Here is a 19,061-nt window from a genome sequence, read left to right on the forward strand (position 1 = left end):
CCCTTAGCTGCCCATGGCCTTCCAGGTCTTCATGAAGTTGAATACCCCCTTCGTGATCCGGGTAGCGGAGTTTCCGGAAGAGTGACCGTTGGTGTGGATGCCTACGGCGTAACGCTTGCCGCTCTTGATGTGGTAAACGGCCGATCCGCTCTGTCCGCCGGCGGTGTCGATCTCGTAGGTAATCGTCCGGCTGCTGACGGCCTTCACCCGGCGCCCGTGGTACCACTGGGTGCCGGCGGGCTTGTCGCCGGGATAGCCGCTCAGGTTGACGTACTTGCTCTTGAGCGCGCTGTCGCCCATGTAGGCAAAGCCGAGCCAGCCCGTGCGGGAGCCCACGCGGTTGTTCTTGGGCAGGATGATGCAACCGAAGTCGTTGGCCCGCTGGCGACTGTTCGTCCAGCCCGTCACGCTGCGGAAGTGGGTCGCGGTGTGGGCGCCGTAGGGTAGGGCGGATCCGTTGCGTCCGGGCATTACGGTGATCGACTGGGCCCAGCCGCCCTCGTTGTGGAGGTAGACGCAGTGGCCGGCCGTCATGATGGTACGCGGACTGATGAACCAGCCGGTACCGATGTAGGTCTTGCCGGTACGGGTGCGGATACGCAGGGAGCAATGAACGCGCCAGGGGTAGCTGGAGGTGTTGGTGATGCGGATGCGGTCGTCGGTACCGATGACGACCTCATCGGCCTCCTGCCGCGCTTCGGAAGGGTCGATGTCGTAGCTGCCGAAGTAGGCATCCGGGAAGCTTTCTTCCTGGTCGGTTTCGGGAAGCTGCAGTTCAGGGGCCGACTCCTCGGAGCTGACCTCGTCGTACTCCGGTGCCTGCTCGTCGAAGCCCTCCTCGGTGGAGAGTTCTTCCAGGGCGCTGTTTTCCGCGATGGGCTCCAGGCCGAGTTCCATGAGGCGTTCGAACCCCTGCCCCGCGCTGCCGGGCTCGGTGAAGGGGAGGGTAGTGGATTGGGTGGCGGTCTTACCGTCGCCGTTTTCGTTGGTTTTAACGTCGGTGAATACGTCTTCGAGCTGTGAAGCCATGATGATGGTGGTAAAAGGTGATGAAGGGTGGTGAACGGTACTTTATTTCCGTCCGCCCCCGGACGTTACACCCGGACGTGAAATTATTTCACAAATAATCGGAGAGGCAGCACGGGTGCTAACCCAGGATGCCGGCTTTTGCTACCACCAGGACGTTTAGGTAAGGTTGCCGGCCAACCGGGTACGCCCTAAATGAACCGGGGGGGAGGAATGGGGTCGATTCATGGCTCCCGCGCCCCCGCCAAGTTGTACCTTTGCGCCACCAATCCAAAACGACCCCAGTATGGTGCCCGATGCTTACGATAAACTCTGGAAACTGATCGGCCTGCGGTACAAGAGCCACCCCTGGCACGGTATCGACATCAGCAGCCGCGCCCCGCGCATCGTGAGCGCGTTCATCGAGGTGATCCCCTCCGATACGGTAAAGTACGAGGTCGATAAGAAGTCGGGCTACCTCATCATCGACCGCCCGCAGAAGTTCTCCAACATCGTACCCGCCCTCTACGGCTTCATTCCCCAAACCTACTGCAAGGACGAGGTGGCCAGGTTCTGTATGGAAAAGACCGGCCGCGAGGGCATCGAGGGCGACGACGACCCGCTGGACATCTGCGTACTCACCGAGCGGGAAGTGACCCACGGTAACATCATCGTGAAGGCCAAGCCCATCGGTGGCTTCCGCATGCTCGATGGGGGAGAGGCCGACGACAAGATCATCGCCGTACTCGAAAACGACGAGGTCTACGGCAGCTGGGAGGACGTCAGCGATCTGCCTCCCTCCATCCTTGATCGTCTGCGCCACTACTTCCTAACCTACAAACAGCTCCCCAGCATCGCGCCCAAGTGCGAGATCACCCACACCTACGGTCGCGAGGAAGCCCAGGAAGTGATCCGCCGCAGCCAGCGTGACTACGCCACCCACTACGGAAATCTGGAGGACGTGATGAGCGCCACCCTGATGGAAGCCCTCAGCTTCGGTCAGCGGCAGAAGGGGATTCTGGACAGCCTGTAACTTTCAGGTTTTCTTAACGTTCCGGGGGCCAACGGATCTGCCCGGCCCACCGTCTTGGCCCGGTACATCAATCAAATGTGCCCCCATGAAGTCACTTATGCTTTTTGCGCTGATCCTCGGTCTTTCCTGCACGAGCTGTGGCGAAGACGATGCGATCCCCCGCCTGGCCTGCGGGCCGGACATTAAAATCGTGGACGTGATCGTCGATCCCACCGGCGATGACTTTCAGTTGCTGGAAGCCCGCATCACGGATCTGTGCCTACAGGTCACCATCGAAGCGACGGGTTGCAGCAGCCAGGGATGGCGGATGGAACTGCACACGCTCGGGGAAGTGGCGGAAAGCCAGCCCACCCAGACGTCCGCCCGCCTGATCTTCGACGACGGGGTTCCCGCCGGCGATTTTACCTGCCAGGCTCAGATAGTCGAGACGTACACCTTCGATCTTTCGCCCTACCTGACGCCCCAGACCCTGCCGACACGCTTTTCGCTCGACGGCAGCGACGCTCCGCTGGACATCGAATAATTCCTTACGAACACTTGATCCCGTAGCCGGTAACGCCTGAGCGTGCCGGCTTTTTTTTTGGGCGGGGACGCAGGTCCAACGATCAGTCGAAGTTGGCGAATCCCGTTTCTCCCGCCGCCGTCCGGATGCGGTAGTATCGTTCCGTGACCCCGAGCACGGTGATGGGTTCCGTGTTGGTAAGTTCCCGGACCACGACCGTGCGGTCCCGGTCCGGCCGGTAACGCAGGTAGTGGCGACCCCGTTCCGGAACGGCATCGGGCGGGTCCTGTAGCGGGTAGCGGACGGTGGGGCCCTCGCCGTCCGGTCCGCGTAAGTAGGAATAGGGATCGCGGGCACCGTTGCGGTAAATGCCAAAGTGCAGATGGGGCGGGGTGGTGCGGGCGTTACCGGTGTTGCCGACCAGGCCGATGGTGTCGCCCCGGCTGACCGACTGCCCGGCCCGCACCAGTTGGCTGTCGAGGTGAGCGTAGTAGTAGGTTAGCCCGCGCCCCTCGCCGTCGCGAAGCCAGACGGTCTTCCCCCCGAGCCCGCCGGTCTTGGTAGACCGCACCCGCCCGTCGGCAACGGCGATGAGCGGCGTGCCGCGGGGCGCGAAAATGTCGTTCCCTTCGTGGCGTCGCTGACCGCCGGAGCGGCTGTCGCCCCAGAAGGATTGAATGTTGCGGACGGAGGCGTCCGCTACGGGGAAGGTCAGGGCCGGAGTGGTTTGAAGGGTAAGTTCGTAGTGGCTGCCGTTGCCCGGAGGGGTCTGCACGACGAGGAGCAGTTCCTGGCCGCCGACCCGGTCGGATTCGTACGTGATCCGGGGCCGGTCGGGCGACCAGCGGAGGAGGGCGTCGCGCGCGTCCGGTACTGCGGGGTCCCCGACGGCGAACAGTTCGCCGAAGACCGGTCCGCCGCTGCTGTCGGGGCGTACCGTCGCGGTCAGTTGGCGACCGGGCGGAAGGTAAAAGCGCACCGACGAGGCCGAGAGTTCCAGCGACGCGGGGTAACGGAATCGTTCCCGGTAGGGTAGGTCGACCCGCAGGGTATCGGTGAGGGCACGGAGGTAGGCGGAGTCCCAGGCGGCCACGAGGGCGTCTCCGGAATCACTGCGCAGGCTGTCGTGGGCGAAGTCCTGCCGGGGCGTGCGCGGAGTGAGGATATTCTCGACCGCCTCCGTAACCCCGCCGAAGTACCGGTGGCAGGCGGCGATCATCAGGAGGATGCTCGCCAGCAGGAGCAGGGGTCTCAGCGTGCTAGTCTTGGAGGGCATACTCCGGAAACAGGAAGCCGGCGGGAGGGATGCGCCTTAACGGGAGTTTAACGGTTCGGGCGGAAGCCGTAAAGTACCCGAACAGCGGCGGCGCAATTACCGTTGGAACCAACGGACCGGTCCGGTCCGAACTCCTCCGTAGCCACTAACAGACCATGACAATACTAAGAACGACCTTCCTCCTCCTTTTTGCCCTCTTCCTCGTCACTTCCTGCGACCGCACCGAAGCGGTCGATCTCGCTAACCAGGAAGTAGCGTTTCGGAAGGCTTTTCCGGACGTACTGCCCCTGCCCAACGGATTCGCGCCCGAGGGCATCGTTGCCGGCGACGGGAACACCTTCTACGTCGGTTCCCTGGCCGACGGGTCGATCTACCGCGGAAACTTTCAGGACGGAAGTGGGGAGGTGATCTATACGCCGGACGGCGGGGGCGTAGCGGTCGGACTAGCCTACGATGCCTCCACAAAATATCTGTACGTAGCGGGTGGCCCGACGGGGATGGCCTACGTACTCGATACGCGTACCCGGAACGAAGTGGCCCGCTATGACTTTGGCGGGAGCTTCGTGAACGACGTGACCGTAACCACGGACGCGGCGTACTTCACCGACTCCTTCGAACCGAAGCTTTACGTCGTGCAACTGCGTCCCAACGGTACCCCGACCGGACAGACCTCTACCCTGGAACTTGGGGGAGATTTTGAATTCCGCGCCGGTGCGTTCAACGCCAACGGGATTACCGCCACGCCGAACGGTAAGGCTCTGATCGTGGTCAACAGCACGTTTGGAACCCTGTACCTCACCGACCCGGCTACGGGCGTGGCCACGCGGATCGAGCTGAACGGCGCGACCGTAGTGAACGGAGACGGCATTCTGCTGGTGGGTAAAACGCTCTACGTCGTACAGAACGCCCTGAACCAGATCGCCGAAATTGAGCTGAGCTCCGACTACCGATCGGGTCGCGTGACGGACATCATCACCGACCCCGCCTTTCGGGTGCCGACTACGGTCGCCCGAAAGGGATCCACGCTCTACGCCGTTAATGCGCGTTTTGGTACTACGCCGGGCCCCGGGGTGGAGTATGAGGTCGTCGCGGTGAAGCGGTAGCGGACTTACGGGCGTACGGGGTCAAATCGTGGGGAAGGTGTGCACCAAGCCGAAATTTCGCGGTTCGTAACCAAATGGGCTTGCTATCCGTTAATCAACAAAAGAACCCGCGACCCCGCCCGCATCAACAGTATTAATGACCTTACCTATGCACCTTAGTCCCGCCGCGTGCGAGGAATTTACGAGCCTTAACGAGCGCCTGCTGGCCTTTGCCGGCCGGCAGTCGGTGTACGGGAATCCCGACCTCATCGAGCGCTTCCTCGCCAGTGAAGCCGGGGCCGGGCTTACCGAAAAACAGCGCCGTAAGGTTCGCAACTTCAGCACCGTAAAGCAGGGGCGGTTCTACCTGGTCAAACAATATAAGAAGTATGCCGTGCTGATGGACGACTACACCCTCTACGGCGTGGTCGGTACGCGGCAGTCTCCCGAATCCGCGGTGCAGACCGAACTGCCCGTTCGCGTGGAGGCCGTGCTGCGGCCCTTCGACAACCGGATCGTCGTGGAAGAACTTACGGTAGCTCCCGCCGAAGCGGAAAGCCCCAGCCGGAGCGATATTGAATACGAATTTAAACAGATCAAAGACGTGCGCGGAATAACCGAAACCCTCGACCCCCGGATGCTGGAAAAACAGGCCAGCCCCGCCACCCAGCGCGCCGAAAAGCAGCTGCGGCAGTACCTCAAGTCGGCCGCCACCCGTGATAAGCACGAGGACGACATCAAGAAGATCCTCGCTAAGCACCCCGAATTACACGACGTCTATATGCAGATGTACTCCAAGCTGAGTGCCCGCGCGATCAAAAAGGAATTAAAGGCCAACGGCGTGCGCGAACGCCACTTCGCCGTGTACAACAACTCCGTCGTCGCCGTAGCCCCTACCCGCGGAGAACTGCTGGAACAGCTCAGCGATCTCAGTTTTGACGGGATGATGGACCAGTGCGCGCTCTTCCGCCTGTAAGCCGGCGTAAATCGCGGATGGTGCGGTTCCCCCTATCTTAGGGAGCAAACCCATCGCGCTATGAACATTACCCTCTCCCAGGCCGAATCGGTCATTGCCGCCGCCAAGAAACGGGCCGCGGAAATCAGTACCAAAATGGACATCTGCGTCGTCGACGCCGGCGCCAACATCGTAGCTTTCGCCCGGATGGACGGCGCCTGGATCGGCTCGGTCGACATCGCCATCAAGAAGGCCCGGACGGCGGCCTGGTTCACCATGGGTACCCACGAGCTGAGTCCGCTGGTACAGCCCGGCCAGCCCCTCTACCACATCGAACACAGCAACGGCGGTCTGATCACCTTTCCCGGCGGCATCGTCCTCAAACACGGCGACGAGGTCATCGGCGCGGTCGGGGTATCAGGCAGCACGGTGGATAACGATCAGCTGGTCGCCGAAGCGGGAGCGGAAGCCATCCGATAGAGAACTCTTATTCAAGGATATTACCCGAAAGGCGAAACCAGTAAACGCCGGGTGTGCGACCCGAAGGAAGCCTGACTCATTCGGAGGAAGTACGTTCCGGCGGGGAGCCGTTCCCCGAGTTGAAGCTGAAAGTATTCGCCGGAGCCAACGTGCACGCGGCGGGTGAACATGCGGCGACCCGCGGCATCCAGAATTTCTACGTTCACCGGCTCACTGCCGTTCAGATCCTGCACGTCCACTCCGATGGTGTGTCCGGTGCTGGGGTTGGGATGGATGACGAACCGCGGGGTAGAATCTTCTGCCCGTCGCTTAACCTCCACTAAATCGGAGTACGTGTGGGTGCCGTCCAGGTCCACCGACTTTAGCCGGTAGTGGGCTACCCCCGTGAAGGACGTGAGGTCGAGCAGTTCGTAGTTCAACCTTCCCCCCTGCAGGGAGGTGCCGGCGGCGGCGACCCGCCCGACGGTAGCAAAGCTACGACCGTCGACGGTGCGCTCGACGAGAAAGTAATCGGTTCCGCTTTCGTAAGCGGTCGTCCACTGCAGGACGATTTTGTTCTCTGCGGCTTGCGCGGAAAAGTCCAGCAGCGTGAGGGGCATGGCGGCCGGCGCGCTGTAGGAGTCGGAAGCTACTCCGCTGCCACTCCCGCCACTGTACTGGGCCCGGGAGGGGGCGGCAAGGATGAGGACGAAGAGAAGGAATAAGGGGCGGAGGCGCGTGGGCGCTTGGGAAATATTGTACATGATGTTGATAGTGTCTAGTTGATTAAAGTGGCTGCTGGCCTAAAGGCCGCGGACACCGCGGAACTGTAGCCAGGCGTGCCGGATATCGGGACTGGTGTCAGTTGTGACCGCCGAACTGCGGTCGGCTACCATGAGTGAGACCGCGGCGGAGCCGTAGTGGCCGCCCCGGGTGCCGACGCCGTGCTGGGTGAGTGGCCAGGTAAGTACATTGGCCGACCCGGCCGTGGTCAGGGCGCCGTCACCGTGAGCGTTGGTAAACTGTGTGCCGTCCGTATGGCTGACGGTGATCACTCCTTCGGCCTGATTGCCGGATAGCTCCATGTTACCGTAGTAACCGGCGCCACTCCATACGCGGGTGCTGTTCAGGGTCAGGCTGGCGGAATATATGCCCGACCGCAGGGGGCCGGCGGAGCCCGCCTGCATCGTGTTGTTGTATCCGGCATAACCCGTTTCGGGCAGGAACAAGCTGAGGTTGGTAATATTTTCGGTGGGACTGTTGAGCAGGGCGGGCTGGAGGGCCCAACCAGCAATGGCGTCAGTCCCCCAGGCGAACCCTTCTACGGTTGGGGTTTCCGGACCCCGGCAGAGCTTTTCGAACTCCATCTCCGTCATGGGGCGCAGGCCGGACCAGTCCAGGTAGGCCAACATATCGCTTACGGAAACGTAACCGACGGGGACGTGGGGGGCGGTGGTGGATGCATCGCCCCCGGCAAGGTCGTCGTAGGCGATCGCGTTGCGGTTAAGTACCGCATCGGTACCCTTCCCGTTACTGTCGGTGAGATCGCGCAGTGCCTTCTGGGTGGGGGTCAGCGTGTTGAAGAAGTCGACGTACTGTTGCTGCGACAGTTCGTACTTCATGGCGTAGAAGGCCCGGTAGCCCTTCGGGAAGCCGGCCGGAATCGTGGTGGGAACGTTCGTAGCGGTTCCGACTTCGAAATTGAGCATGTCTTTGCCGTTGCCAACGGTAATAGCATTGAATGAGCTGACGGAGTAGGGTGGCCGTTTCCAGGGGTGACTGCCCGAATAGAATTGATTCACTTCGGTACCCCAGCTGTCACTACCTAGTTGAAACGCTCCCTGCGGAACGTACACCATCTCGACGCCGAATACCTGGAACTCGAGGTTTTCGATCCAGTCGACGCCGTTGGCCGCCAGGTTCATGCGCAGGCGTGTCTGTTGGTAATTGACACTGCCCGACGTAGTGGATGCCGCGTAAATCATCGCCCCGGTCCCGTCCAGTATGTCGATGGTAGCGCCCGTAGGGGCCGCTGGGGGAGTGGTCAGCACGATGTGTTGCCATTCGCCGTCGGTGTCCGGGCGAAATTTAGCGAAGACCCAGGCCGCGTCCCAGTTGCCGGGTGCCGCGCTCGTGCGCCAGGAATTGTCCCAGGAAAGGTCGAAAGTCAGAAGGGCAAAGCCGGAATTATCGACTTCGTAGTCGACGTTTAAACCCGTGATTTGAATGTTATTGCCCAATAGGACACTCCCCCCGGGTAGGAGAAAAAGGAGCAGGTAAAATCTTACCATGGTTAAATTTTGTCACCTAGCCACTTTGTGCCAAAATTGCGGACGCCACTCCCGTTAGAGCGGTGATCGTGTGTATTGCTGATGTGTCTTGAAAAGCAAAAACAGTCTGCTACCTAGCCAGTAGCCGCAACGTATAGACCAAAAAAGTGAACTCTGGTGGGATCTTGAGTAGAAATCGTAAACCTGTGGATTGCACCGTAAAAACAGTGTAATCCGTGCCTCGCTTCCGGGTTAGCCTACCGCGGAAACTTATGATCAAAACGGCAAATAATTTATGTCATTGCCGGACAATAAATATTAACACCTATTAGTTACGCACCGCTCGGATCGCCTATCGCCACCCTCCCCCCAGGGCTTCGTACAGATCCACGATAGCCTGCAGGCGCTGATTTTTGACGGAAACGAGGTCGAGGCCAGTGCCCAGGGCATTCTCGCGGGCCCGCAGGACTTCCAGGTAATTGGCGTAGCCGTTGGCCAGCAACTCCTCGGAGTATTCCGTAGCCAGTTGGTAAGCGGCTAGTTCCCGCTCCTTCACCCCAATCTTCGCTTCGGCCGCTTCGTAGTTGTAGAGGGCGTCGGCCACCTCCTTACCGGCCGCCAGTACGGCCGAGCGGAAATCCAGGAAGGCCTGTTCCCGTTGCAGTTCCGCCACGGCGTACTGGGTCCTGATCTGCCGTCCGTCGATGATGGGCCGCGTCAGTCCGCCCACCAGGGTAGCGAAGATGGAGCTGGGACTGAAGAAGTCGCCGAGCGTCAGACTCTGCAGACCGGCCGTTGCCGATAACCGCAGGGCGGGGTAGAAGTCGGCCCGGGCCACGTTCGTCAGTTCGAAGGCGTTCACGAGGGCGTACTCCGCGGCGGCTACGTCGGGTCGGTTCGCGAGCAATTGGGCGGGGACGCCGGAGCGCAGCTCATCGGTAAGGCGTTGCTCCGTCAGGGACGAGCGGGGAAACGCCCGTGGATCGGTGCCCAGCAGGATCGATAGCGTGTTTTCCAACAAGTGAACCCGCAGATCCAGATCGATCAGAATGGCCTGCGCGGTATAGATCTGGGCTTCGGTTTGCTGTACGCCCACCTCCGTCACGCTGCCCGCCTCCTTCAGCGCGCGGGTGGTTTCGAGGCTGTTTTCCCGGTTAGCGATGGTTTCCTGGGTGATGCGCCGCTGCTCGTCCACGGCCAGCAGGTCGTAGTACGTAGAGGCGATATTGGCTACCAGGCGGCTCTTGACGGCCCGGTGGGCGGCGACCGATTGAAGGTACTGGGCCGCCTGCGCCCGCTGGGCGCTCTTGATCTTGTCCCAGATGTCCGCCTCCCAGGAGAGGGTGCCGCTGAGTTGGAACTGATCGAGGGAACTGAAGAACCCGCCGAACTGACTGTTCTTGGACAGCTGGGAACGGCTGTACTGCAGCGTTCCGTCCAGGGTCGGCCGGTTGCGGACGTTCGCCCGGTCGAGATAGGCCCGGGCAATGGCGATCTGCCGGATGGCGGTGCGGATGTCAATATTGCTGTCCAGCCCCTCCTGGATGTATCCCCGCAGGTAGGAATCGGTGAAGAGGTCGGCCCAGGAAACGAGAGCCAGCGACTGGCTGTCGCGCGCCAGGCTGTCGGTGCGGTAGTAAGCGGCGGTTACGACTTCCGCCGTGGGACGTACGTAGGATTTCGCCGTATAGCAGGACGTCAGGAACAAGGGCAGCCCAAGTAACAGCAGGAAACGGGGAGTGAATGATGGGGTCATGGTCCTACTCTTCTTCTAATTCAAGGATGGGCGCGGAGGCGGGCGCGCCGGTAATCTTTTCCTGTATCCACTGAAAAAAGATGAACAGGATGGGAATCACGAAGACGCCGAGAATGGTCCCGACCAGCAAGCCTCCGACGGCCCCCGTCCCGATGGAACGGTTGCCGGCCGCCCCGACCCCGCTGGCCAGCACGAGGGGCATCAGACCCAGAATGAAGGCGAATGAGGTCATCAGGATGGGGCGCAGTCGTGCCTCGGCTCCGGCGACGGCGGCGTGCACGATGGATTCTCCGTTGCGCCGCCGTTGCACGGCAAACTCCACGATCAGGATAGCATTCTTCGCCAGCAGGCCCAGCAACATGATGAGGGCGATCTGGAAGTAGATGTTGTTCTCCAGTCCCATCCACTGGGTCGTGAAGTACGCCCCGAATACCCCGAGCGGTAGGGACAGCAGCACCGACAAGGGTGTGAGGTAACTCTCATACTGCGCCGCCAGCAGGAAGTACACGAACACCAGGGAGAGGAGAAATATGGTGGTGGTCTGGTCCCCGGCGTTCACCTCCTCCCGGGTAAGCCCGGAGTAGGCCGTGGTATAGTTGGCCGGCAGGGTCGTGGCGACCGCTTCCACCGCGGCGATGGCGTCGCCCGAACTGTAGCCCGGATTGGTCGCCGCGGTGATCTTGGCGGCGTTGAACAGATTAAAGCGGGAGACGAACTGGGGACCGTAGACGCGCTTCAGGGAGACAAACTGGGTGATGGGCGCCATTTCTCCGCTCCCGGTACGGATGTAGATTTTGCCGAGGTCGGATTCGTCGGCCCGGTCCTCCGGCAGTGCCTGAATGTACACGCGGTACTGCTTGCCGAAGCGGGAGAAGTCGGCGGCGAACAGACTGCCGATGTAGCCCTGCAGCGTCGAGAATATACTGCTGATCTCCACGCCCGTTTCCTTTGCCAGGGGAGTGTTGATCTCGAGTTCGTACTGGGGGTAGACGGTATTGAAGGAGGACTGGGCGTACTGGATCTCCGGCCGCTCGGTGAGCCTGGCGATAAATTCCTGGTTCACCCGGTCGAGCTCCTCGAAACTGCCCCCCGAACGATCGAGGAGGTTGACTTCCGCCCCCGCCGCCTGCCCGAATCCGGGGATGCTCGGCGGGGCGAAGAATACGATGCTGGCTTCGGGGATCGTCGCCGCGGCGGCGAACATCTTGCCCGTGATGGTTTCGATGGACAGGGAGTCGGCGGTCCGTTCCTCCCAGTCGAGCAGGCGAATGAAGCCGAGCCCGAAGTTGCTGCCCGAGCCGCCGAGAAAGCTCCGGCCCTCCACCAGCGACCCGCGCAGTACGCCCGGAATACGGCTGATCTTGTCGTATAAGTCCACGTTTACCTGGTGGGTGCGGTCGATGGATGCACCGGCCGGCAACTCCACGTTGACGAAGATGATGCCCCGGTCCTCGTTCGGTACGAAGCCGGTCCGTACCTGCCCGGCTGACCACCACACGCCCCCGACGGCCGCCAGTAGGACGACGACGGTGATCCACTTGTGGCGGTAGAGGAAGTGCACGGAGCGGCCGTAACGGTTGACCGTCGCGTCAAAGCCCCGGTTGAAGGCGGCAAAGAACCGCTGACTCAGTTTTCGCCCGTCAACCCCCGCCTTCTCGTCGTGACCCTTCAGGAACAGGGCACAGAGGGCCGGACTCAGCGTAAGGGCGTTAACGGCCGAAATGATGATGGCCACGATCAGCGTAATGCCGAATTGCTGGTAGAACACCCCGGTGGGGCCCTGCACGAAGGTGACGGGTATGAACACCGCGGCCATGACCAGGGTGATCGAAATGATGGCTCCGGAAATATCTTCCATCGCCCGTTCAGTGGCTACGCGGGCGTCGTTCTCCCCCTCGTCGATCTTGGCGTGAACGGCCTCCACGACTACGATGGCGTCGTCCACCACGATCCCGATGGCGAGCACCAGAGCAAAGAGCGTAAGTAGGTTAATGGAGTAACCGAAGAGGTTGAGGAAGAAGAAGGTGCCGATGATCGATACCGGCACCGCGATGGCGGGAATGAGCGTCGAGCGAAAGTCCTGCAGAAAGATGAATACCACGATAAAGACCAGCAGAAAGGCCTCGGCCAGGGTCTCCACGACCTTCTCGATGGAAGCGTTGAGGAAGTTATTGGTGTTGTAGGGCACGAAGATCTCCATCCCCTCGGGCAGTTCGGCCTCGATCTCGTCCAGGCGCACCTGTATCTCGTCGATGATGTCGCGGGCATTGGAACCCTTGATCTGGAAGATGCCCATATTCACGGCCGGATAGCCGCTAGTGAGCGATCCGCCGAGGTACGACTGAGCTCCGAGCTCCACTTCCGCTACGTCGGAAAGCCGCAGATATTCTCCCTCGCCGAGGGCCTTGACGATGATGTCGCTGTACTGCTGCTCGGTCTTGAAGCGACCGCTGTACTTGATGGTGTAGCTGAAGGCCTCGCCGTTGTTGTCGCCGAGCGATCCGGCGGCGGCCTCCAGGCTTTGCTCGCGCAGGGCCGCGGTGATGTCGCCGGGAATCAGGTTGTAGGCCGCGAGCTTATCGGGTTGCAGCCAGATGCGCATCGCGTAATCCTTGGCCCCGAATACGTTGACGTCGCCGACGCCGTTGACCCGTTGCAGCTCGGGGATGACGTTGATCTTCAGGTAGTTCTGAATGAAGATGTCGTCGTAATCCGCGTTGGTGCTGTAGAACGAGATGAACATCAGGGCGCTCGTCTGTTGCTTCTGTACGGTGACGCCCGTCTGGATGACGGCCTGCGGCAGGAGGGGATTGGCCCGGGAGACGCGGTTCTGGACGTTGACGGCGGCAATGTCCTGGTCGACGTCCTGATCGAAGTACACGGTGATGGAGGCCGTGCCGCTGTTGGTCGCCGTGGAGGTGAGGTAGGTCATTCCCTCCACGCCGTTGATCTGTTCCTCGAGGGGGATGATTACGCTCTCCAGGATCGTCTCGGCGTTGGCGCCCGGATAGCTGGCCGCGACCGTAATGGTCGGGGGAGCAATGTCGGGGTACTGGGTGATCGGGAGCTGCGACAGTCCCAGAAAACCCAGAATCAATATGATGATGGAGACCACGGTGGAGAGCACCGGGCGATCGATGAAGGTCTTAAGCATCGGAGAGGGAGCTGGGGCGGTTACCGGAATACGGTGGGGAGGGGTTGGGCAATACTGTCGAAAGCGATCTGGGCGGGCTTCACCTTGGTTCCCCCCCGGAGCTTAGCTACGCCGCTGGCCACGATGCGGTCACCCGCCTGCACGCCGGCCGACACGACGAAGAGGTTGTCTACCTCAGCCGCCACCGTGATGGGGACGGACACGGCGGTGCTGTCCTCGTTGACGCGGTACACGTAGGTCCTTCCCTGCTGCTCGTAGGTGGTGGTCTTGGGGACCACGACGGCCCCCGGGTAGGTGCGGGGCAGCAAAATGGTGGCGCTGCTTCCGTCGCTCAGCAGACCGGCGGGGTTGCGAAAGACGGCCCGGAACTGCACGGTACCCGTCTGGTCGTTGACGCGATTAATGACCGCCTCGATCTTTCCCTCTCCCGTGTAGGTGCTGCCGTTGCTCAGCAGTAGGCTCACCGGGGGCAGATTTGCGATCTTTTCGTCCATCGTTTCTCCCGCGGTAAGTTGAAAGAAGTCCAGATACTCACTCTCGGTCAGGGAAAAGTAGGCGTACACCCGACTGATGTCGGACACCGTCGTCAGGGGTTCCGTGCTGGCCGGACTGACCAGGGATCCTTTCCGTAGCCGGATGCGGCCGAGGTATCCGTCGATGGGACTCACGATCCGCCCGTAATTGATGTTGGCCGCGATACCGTCCAGGCCGCTCCGGGCCTGCTGAAGCCGGGCGCGCGCGGTTTCCAATTGGACGTTGCTGATGATGTTCTTTTCCACCAGCGGCTCCAGCTTGTCGACTTCCACCTGAGCGGCGTGCACGTTGGCGCGGGCGGCGGCGGCATCCTGGTTCAGGGCCTGGGTTTCCAGGCGGAAGAGGAGCTGACCGCGGCGTACGGCCTGCCCCTCATCGACCAGCACGTCGGTGACGTAGCCGGAAATCTTGGCGCGTACCTCGCTGTTGACCACGCCGGTGAGGCGGGCGGGGTATTCCCGGTCGATGGTGACCGACTGGGTGGGGACGGTCAGTACCGCGAAGGTCTGGGGACCGGCCGGGGCGGCGGCGGTAGGTGCGGCGTCGTCGTCGGTACAGGATGCGAGTACCGACCCCACGAACAGGAGGGGGAGGAGGAGATTCGAAAATTTCATACGGAAATCGTTCTCGGTCCGGCCGGTGGCAGGGGTCGGACTTCATTGCTGGGCGGTAGAAATACGGTTCTTCGGGTGGGCGCTATCGGCCCCTCGGGGATTGAGTTGCGCTAACGCCCCGACGGAAATGAAAGTTGGCTTTTTCCGAACGCCGGTTGCTCCCGCGCACGCGCCACCGCACGTTGTGACACTGAGCTGTCAATTCGGCGGAAACGCGGGAGCCGGCCAGTCAAACGCTTGCTACCTTCTACCGGCTGGCGTACCTTGCCCGTAAGTCGCTGACATTCGGTGACTTGATTCTCATGAATTAGCTTTCGACTACCTACAGAACATGCAACGCTTTTACCTATTTTTCCTCTGGGGACTCCTCGGGGTGCCCGGCGCGCTTTCCGCTCAGAAAATAATATCGCAACCCCTGACCGAGCACGGGGGCTGTTACCTGCCGCCGGCCGTCAGCGAGCATACGATCAGTCGTCCGTACGCCTTCCGGGACGCCGTTCGTCCGAAGGCCCTGACCTATTCCATCAATTACGTAGCCGACGGCGGTCAACTCAACGGACGCAACTGTACTACCTGGCCGGAAGCCGCCAAAACGGCCTTTGAGTACGGGACCTCCATCTGGTCCGACGTGCTCCAGAACGATCAAACCATCAATGTAGATGCCTGCTATTCTCCGGACCTCAGCGGCGGCACCCTCGGATCGGCTTCCGCAAGCCTGCGGGCGATCGGGCCGGTCGGGAGTTACGACTACGTCGTATACCCCCAGGCGCTGGCGGAAAACCTGCTGAATACCTCGCTGTCGGGCGCCGACATCAGCGTGTACATCAACGCGAATTTCGCGCCCAACTTCTACTTCGGTACCGACGCCGCCCCGCCGAACGACAAGATCGACTTCGTAACCCTCACCGTCCACGAACTCGGTCACGGTCTGGGTTTTTCCGGCAGTGCCCGCATCGACGACGGCGTGGACACCACCGGAACGGGCGCTCAGACCGAATGTGACGGGGTGAACGGAAGTGGCTGTTTAGGGTATTTCTTCGACCCGACGGGCACGGGGGCCGCGTACTATCCGACGATCTACGACATCTTCGCCGACCGCGGTTCGGATCAGACGGCCCTGCTGTCCATCACCCCCCACCCCGGCCCCGACTACGCTACGGCCTTTACCGGGGGCAGCGGCGGGGTGTTCTACGACGAAAGTAATCTGGATGAATTCGCCGTCGGGACGAATACATTTCAACTGTATACGCCCGCTACTTTCCAGCCGGGCAGCTCCTTCAGCCACTTCAACGATAATACCGAGGTCATGTATTACTCCCTTTCGTACGGCAACGCCGTCCACGACGTAGGCAATGCGGCGGTGGTCATGCAGAACATGGGGTGGCCCGCCGCCACGGCCGCCCCGGTGACGCTCATCTCGTTTACGGGGGCTGCGGGGGAGCGGGGCGTGGAACTGGAATGGCTGACCGCCACGGAGGTGAACAATGCCGCCTTCGACGTGGAGGCCAGTCGGGACGGATCCACCTTCGCCGCGATCGGGCGACTGCCGGGTAAGGGGACTACGGACCGGGAGACGAGCTATTCCTTCCGGGACGCCACGCCGACGGCCGGCACCAACCACTACCGCTTGCGGCAGGTCGACTTCGACGGCAGCGTCACCTACGGTCCGGTGATCGGGGTGGAGTTCGCGGTGGACGATACCCGGCTCGGACTTGCCTATCCCAATCCGACGAGCGATCGCCGCGTGACGCTCGATTACCTTACTCCCCGGGCGCGGGAACTGTCGGTGACCGTCATCGACGGGGCGGGGCGCCTGCTGGAGCAACGGAACTTTGCCGCACGGGCCGGCAGGAACCGGCTTGGCTTCGACCTTGCGGACTACGTTCCGGGATTATACGTGTTGCGGGTAGATGACGGGCAGACGGCCAACTACCGACGGGTGATCGTGCGTTAATTTTTAGGTAAGACGTGTGACCCCGGTCGGCATCCGCGTCTGAAACTAGCGCGGATACATGCGTGCGGCGCCAAACCATCGTCCGGTTTGCTTGTTTTCATGTTTGACCACTATTGCAACGCACCTCCCCCGAGCCGATGAATCCTATTGCCCAACGCCTGGCCGGCGCCCGAACGCGTATTCGTACTTGGCGCAGCGAACGGCCTAAGACTTTTTACGCCCTTGCCGCACTGCTGACCTTGTCCCTTACCGGCGTCGTGGCCGTGGTCGCCCTGTTGCTGGCGGTCAACTACGGGGCCTTCGGGCACATGCCCTCGAAGCAGGAACTGCTCGACTACCGCAACGATATCGGCAGCGAGGCCTTTGACGTCAACGGGGTATCCCTCGGGCGCTACTACAAACAGGACCGGGAGGAGACGGACTACGATGACCTGCCCGAACACCTGGTGCAGGCGCTGATCGCGACGGAAGACAGCCGCTTCTACACCCACTCCGGCATCGACTGGGAAGCATACGGGCGGGTACTGTATAAAACCATCCTCCAGGGCGAGGGCGACCAGGGTGGGGGCTCCACGCTGAGTCAGCAGCTGATCAAGAACGCCTACGGTCGTCCCGATCTGGGATACGACTCGCGGATAGATCTTCTGCTGCATAAGCTGCGGGAGGGTATCCTGGCCCGCCGCCTCGAGGCCGTGATGCCGAAAGAAGAAGTGATGGAACGGTATCTGAATACCGTCAGCTTTCCGGGGAATACCTTCGGCATCGCCGCCGCCTCCCGCCGCTATTTTCAGCGAGAGCCGGAAGAACTCACCGTGCGGCAGGCCGCCAGCCTCGTGGCCTCCCTGAAGGGTACTTCGAGTTACGATCCCCGGCGGGCTCCCGAACGGAACGCCCGCCGCACCGACCTGGTCCTGGGCCTCATGGGCCGGGCCGGCTACCTCACGGCCGAGGAAGTGGCCGAGGCCCGCGCCGACGACCTGTGCATGGTGTACTACCGCGAGCCGGCACGGGCGATTCAGGCCCCCCACTTCGCCCAGGAAATGAAGAAGCAGACGGCCCGCCTGCTGGAGGGACAGCAACACCGGGAGGGCCGACCCTACAACCTTTATACCGATAACCTGCGGATCTACACCACCCTCGACCTGCGCTACCAGGCCCACGCCGAACGGGCCGTGGAGCGACAGATGAAAATCCTGCAGCGGGACTTCGAACGTCACCTGCGGGGCCGGGACCCCTGGGAAACGGACGCCTCCCTGCGCGGCGCCGTCCGCAACAGCGACCGCTGGCGCAGCGGCCGGGCGGCCGGCCTGGACAGCCTGGCCCTGGAAGAATCGTTCCGCACCAAGATCTCCATGGAGCTTCCGGTCCCTAACGGGGAGCCGCTGGTGGGGGAGTACAGTCCGCTCGATAGCGTGAAGCACTCCCTGTCCTTTCTGCGCGCCGGATTCCTGGTCCTCGACCACGCCGACGCGGCCGTGCGTGCCTGGGTGGGGGGCGCGGACTTCAAGTTCAGCCACTACGATCACGTGACGAGTCGCCGGCAGACGGGCTCCACCTTCAAGGCTTTCGTCTACGCCGCCGCCCTCCGCGAGGGCTACGACCCCTGCCACCGCCTTAGCAACGCCCTGCGTACCTACCCGGATGAAGACGGCCCCTGGACGCCCCACAACTCCGACTGGGTACACGGAGGCACGTACAGTATGCACGGTGCCCTGACGCACTCCAGCAACGTGGCCGCCGTGAAGATGATCATGGAAACCACTCCGGAGCCGGTCGTGAATATCGCCCGCGCGATGGGTATCCGGGGGGAGATCCGCCCCATTCCCAGCATCGCGCTGGGTACGGTAGAAAGCAGCCTGTACGAAATGGTGGGGGCCTACGCTACTTTTCCCAACGGGGGAGAGCACGCGGAACCCTACTTCATCACCCGCATCGAGAACGGCGACGGCGAGGTGATCTACGAACACGAGGTCACGGCGCGCCGGGTAATGGACGAAGTCCAGGCGGCCACCATGGTGCAATTACTGCGCAACGTCGTGGAGCGGGGCACGGCGAGCCGCCTGCGTTGGGAGTACGGCGTGCTGCGCCCGAGCATCGGTAAGACCGGCACGACCCAGAATATGGCCGACGGCTGGTTCGTAGGATCTACGCCCGCGCTCACGGGCGGCGCCTGGGTCGGAGGAGAGAACACCGGAGTGCGCTACCGCTCGGGAGAAATGGGCAACGGTGCCCGTTCGGCCCTCCCCATCTGGGCGTACTTCCTGCAGAATATGGAAAGCGATACGGCCCTGGTCGCGCAACTGGGAGAGGAGTTTCCGGAGGTGCCGGACGACGTGCGGCGGAGCTTCCGCTGCGCCGAGTTCGTGCCCCCCGTTCAGGTCGTGGAGGAGGTCCCCGCCGACGAGACGCCGGTGCAGATCCTGCCCGTGAGCGACGTCGCTACGGAGCCGGAAGGGCGCTAGGGGAG

At 62.0% G+C, this 19,061-nt stretch carries 14 protein-coding genes; 7 read left to right on the forward strand and 7 right to left on the reverse strand.

All coding sequences use genetic code 11. The annotated features are described in order from the left end of the window. Positions 1-3: 3 nt before the first annotated feature. Positions 4-1,029, reverse strand: coding sequence for a serine protease (locus NMA52_RS02840; protein WP_254826124.1), 1,026 nt, complete (start codon positions 1,027-1,029; stop codon positions 4-6). Positions 1,030-1,312: 283 nt separating this feature from the next. Here NMA52_RS02840 and NMA52_RS02845 point away from each other — a divergent pair, with 283 nt between their 5' ends. Further along, positions 1,313-2,038: an inorganic pyrophosphatase gene (locus NMA52_RS02845; protein WP_254826125.1), complete on the forward strand. Its 726-nt coding sequence runs from the start codon at positions 1,313-1,315 to the stop codon at positions 2,036-2,038. Between the two features lie 85 nt (positions 2,039-2,123). Then, positions 2,124-2,561: a hypothetical protein gene (locus tag NMA52_RS02850; protein WP_254826126.1), complete on the forward strand. Its 438-nt coding sequence runs from the start codon at positions 2,124-2,126 to the stop codon at positions 2,559-2,561. Between the two features lie 82 nt (positions 2,562-2,643). Here the strand turns inward: NMA52_RS02850 and NMA52_RS02855 are convergent, their stop codons facing one another. Continuing rightward, positions 2,644-3,816, reverse strand: a complete 1,173-nt coding sequence (locus tag NMA52_RS02855; RefSeq protein WP_305884738.1) for a M23 family metallopeptidase — start codon at positions 3,814-3,816, stop codon at positions 2,644-2,646. 155 nt (positions 3,817-3,971) lie between these two features. Between NMA52_RS02855 and NMA52_RS02860 the strand changes: the two genes are divergently transcribed. The 3 genes from NMA52_RS02860 to NMA52_RS02870 all read left to right on the forward strand — a co-directional run bounded on the left by NMA52_RS02860 (position 3,972) and on the right by NMA52_RS02870 (position 6,333). After that, positions 3,972-4,919 (forward strand): SMP-30/gluconolactonase/LRE family protein, encoded by a 948-nt coding sequence (locus tag NMA52_RS02860; protein ID WP_254826127.1) that lies wholly within the window; start codon positions 3,972-3,974, stop codon positions 4,917-4,919. A 148-nt stretch (positions 4,920-5,067) separates the two neighbouring features. Further along, positions 5,068-5,874 carry a hypothetical protein gene (locus NMA52_RS02865; protein ID WP_254826128.1) on the forward strand — a complete coding sequence of 269 codons (807 nt, stop codon included), beginning with the start codon at positions 5,068-5,070 and terminating at the stop codon, positions 5,872-5,874. A gap of 60 nt (positions 5,875-5,934) precedes the next feature. After that, positions 5,935-6,333 carry a heme-binding protein gene (locus tag NMA52_RS02870; RefSeq protein ID WP_254826129.1) on the forward strand — a complete coding sequence of 133 codons (399 nt, stop codon included), beginning with the start codon at positions 5,935-5,937 and terminating at the stop codon, positions 6,331-6,333. A 20-nt stretch (positions 6,334-6,353) separates the two neighbouring features. Here NMA52_RS02870 and NMA52_RS02875 read toward each other — a convergent pair whose 3' ends face one another. From NMA52_RS02875 to NMA52_RS02895, 5 genes are all read right to left on the reverse strand, one after another. Next, positions 6,354-7,076, reverse strand: a complete 723-nt coding sequence (locus tag NMA52_RS02875; RefSeq protein ID WP_254826130.1) for a T9SS type A sorting domain-containing protein — start codon at positions 7,074-7,076, stop codon at positions 6,354-6,356. 39 nt (positions 7,077-7,115) lie between these two features. Beyond that, on the reverse strand, positions 7,116-8,603 hold the full coding sequence (locus tag NMA52_RS02880) for an SUMF1/EgtB/PvdO family nonheme iron enzyme (RefSeq protein WP_254826131.1): 1,488 nt from the start codon (positions 8,601-8,603) through the stop codon (positions 7,116-7,118). 331 nt (positions 8,604-8,934) lie between these two features. Then, positions 8,935-10,338: an efflux transporter outer membrane subunit gene (locus tag NMA52_RS02885; RefSeq protein WP_254826132.1), complete on the reverse strand. Its 1,404-nt coding sequence runs from the start codon at positions 10,336-10,338 to the stop codon at positions 8,935-8,937. A 4-nt stretch (positions 10,339-10,342) separates the two neighbouring features. Beyond that, positions 10,343-13,492 (reverse strand): efflux RND transporter permease subunit, encoded by a 3,150-nt coding sequence (locus NMA52_RS02890; protein ID WP_254826133.1) that lies wholly within the window; start codon positions 13,490-13,492, stop codon positions 10,343-10,345. 20 nt (positions 13,493-13,512) lie between these two features. Further along, the gene (locus NMA52_RS02895) at positions 13,513-14,640 is read right to left on the reverse strand and encodes an efflux RND transporter periplasmic adaptor subunit (RefSeq protein ID WP_254826134.1); all 1,128 of its coding nucleotides are present in this window, start codon (positions 14,638-14,640) and stop codon (positions 13,513-13,515) included. A gap of 331 nt (positions 14,641-14,971) precedes the next feature. Between NMA52_RS02895 and NMA52_RS02900 the strand changes: the two genes are divergently transcribed. Continuing rightward, positions 14,972-16,594: a T9SS type A sorting domain-containing protein gene (locus NMA52_RS02900; RefSeq protein ID WP_254826135.1), complete on the forward strand. Its 1,623-nt coding sequence runs from the start codon at positions 14,972-14,974 to the stop codon at positions 16,592-16,594. A gap of 137 nt (positions 16,595-16,731) precedes the next feature. Beyond that, positions 16,732-19,056: a transglycosylase domain-containing protein gene (locus NMA52_RS02905; protein WP_254826136.1), complete on the forward strand. Its 2,325-nt coding sequence runs from the start codon at positions 16,732-16,734 to the stop codon at positions 19,054-19,056. Positions 19,057-19,061 lie beyond the last annotated feature (5 nt).

This window comes from Lewinella sp. JB7, from assembly GCF_024297185.1.
Classification (GTDB): Bacteria; Bacteroidota; Bacteroidia; order Chitinophagales; family Saprospiraceae; genus Neolewinella.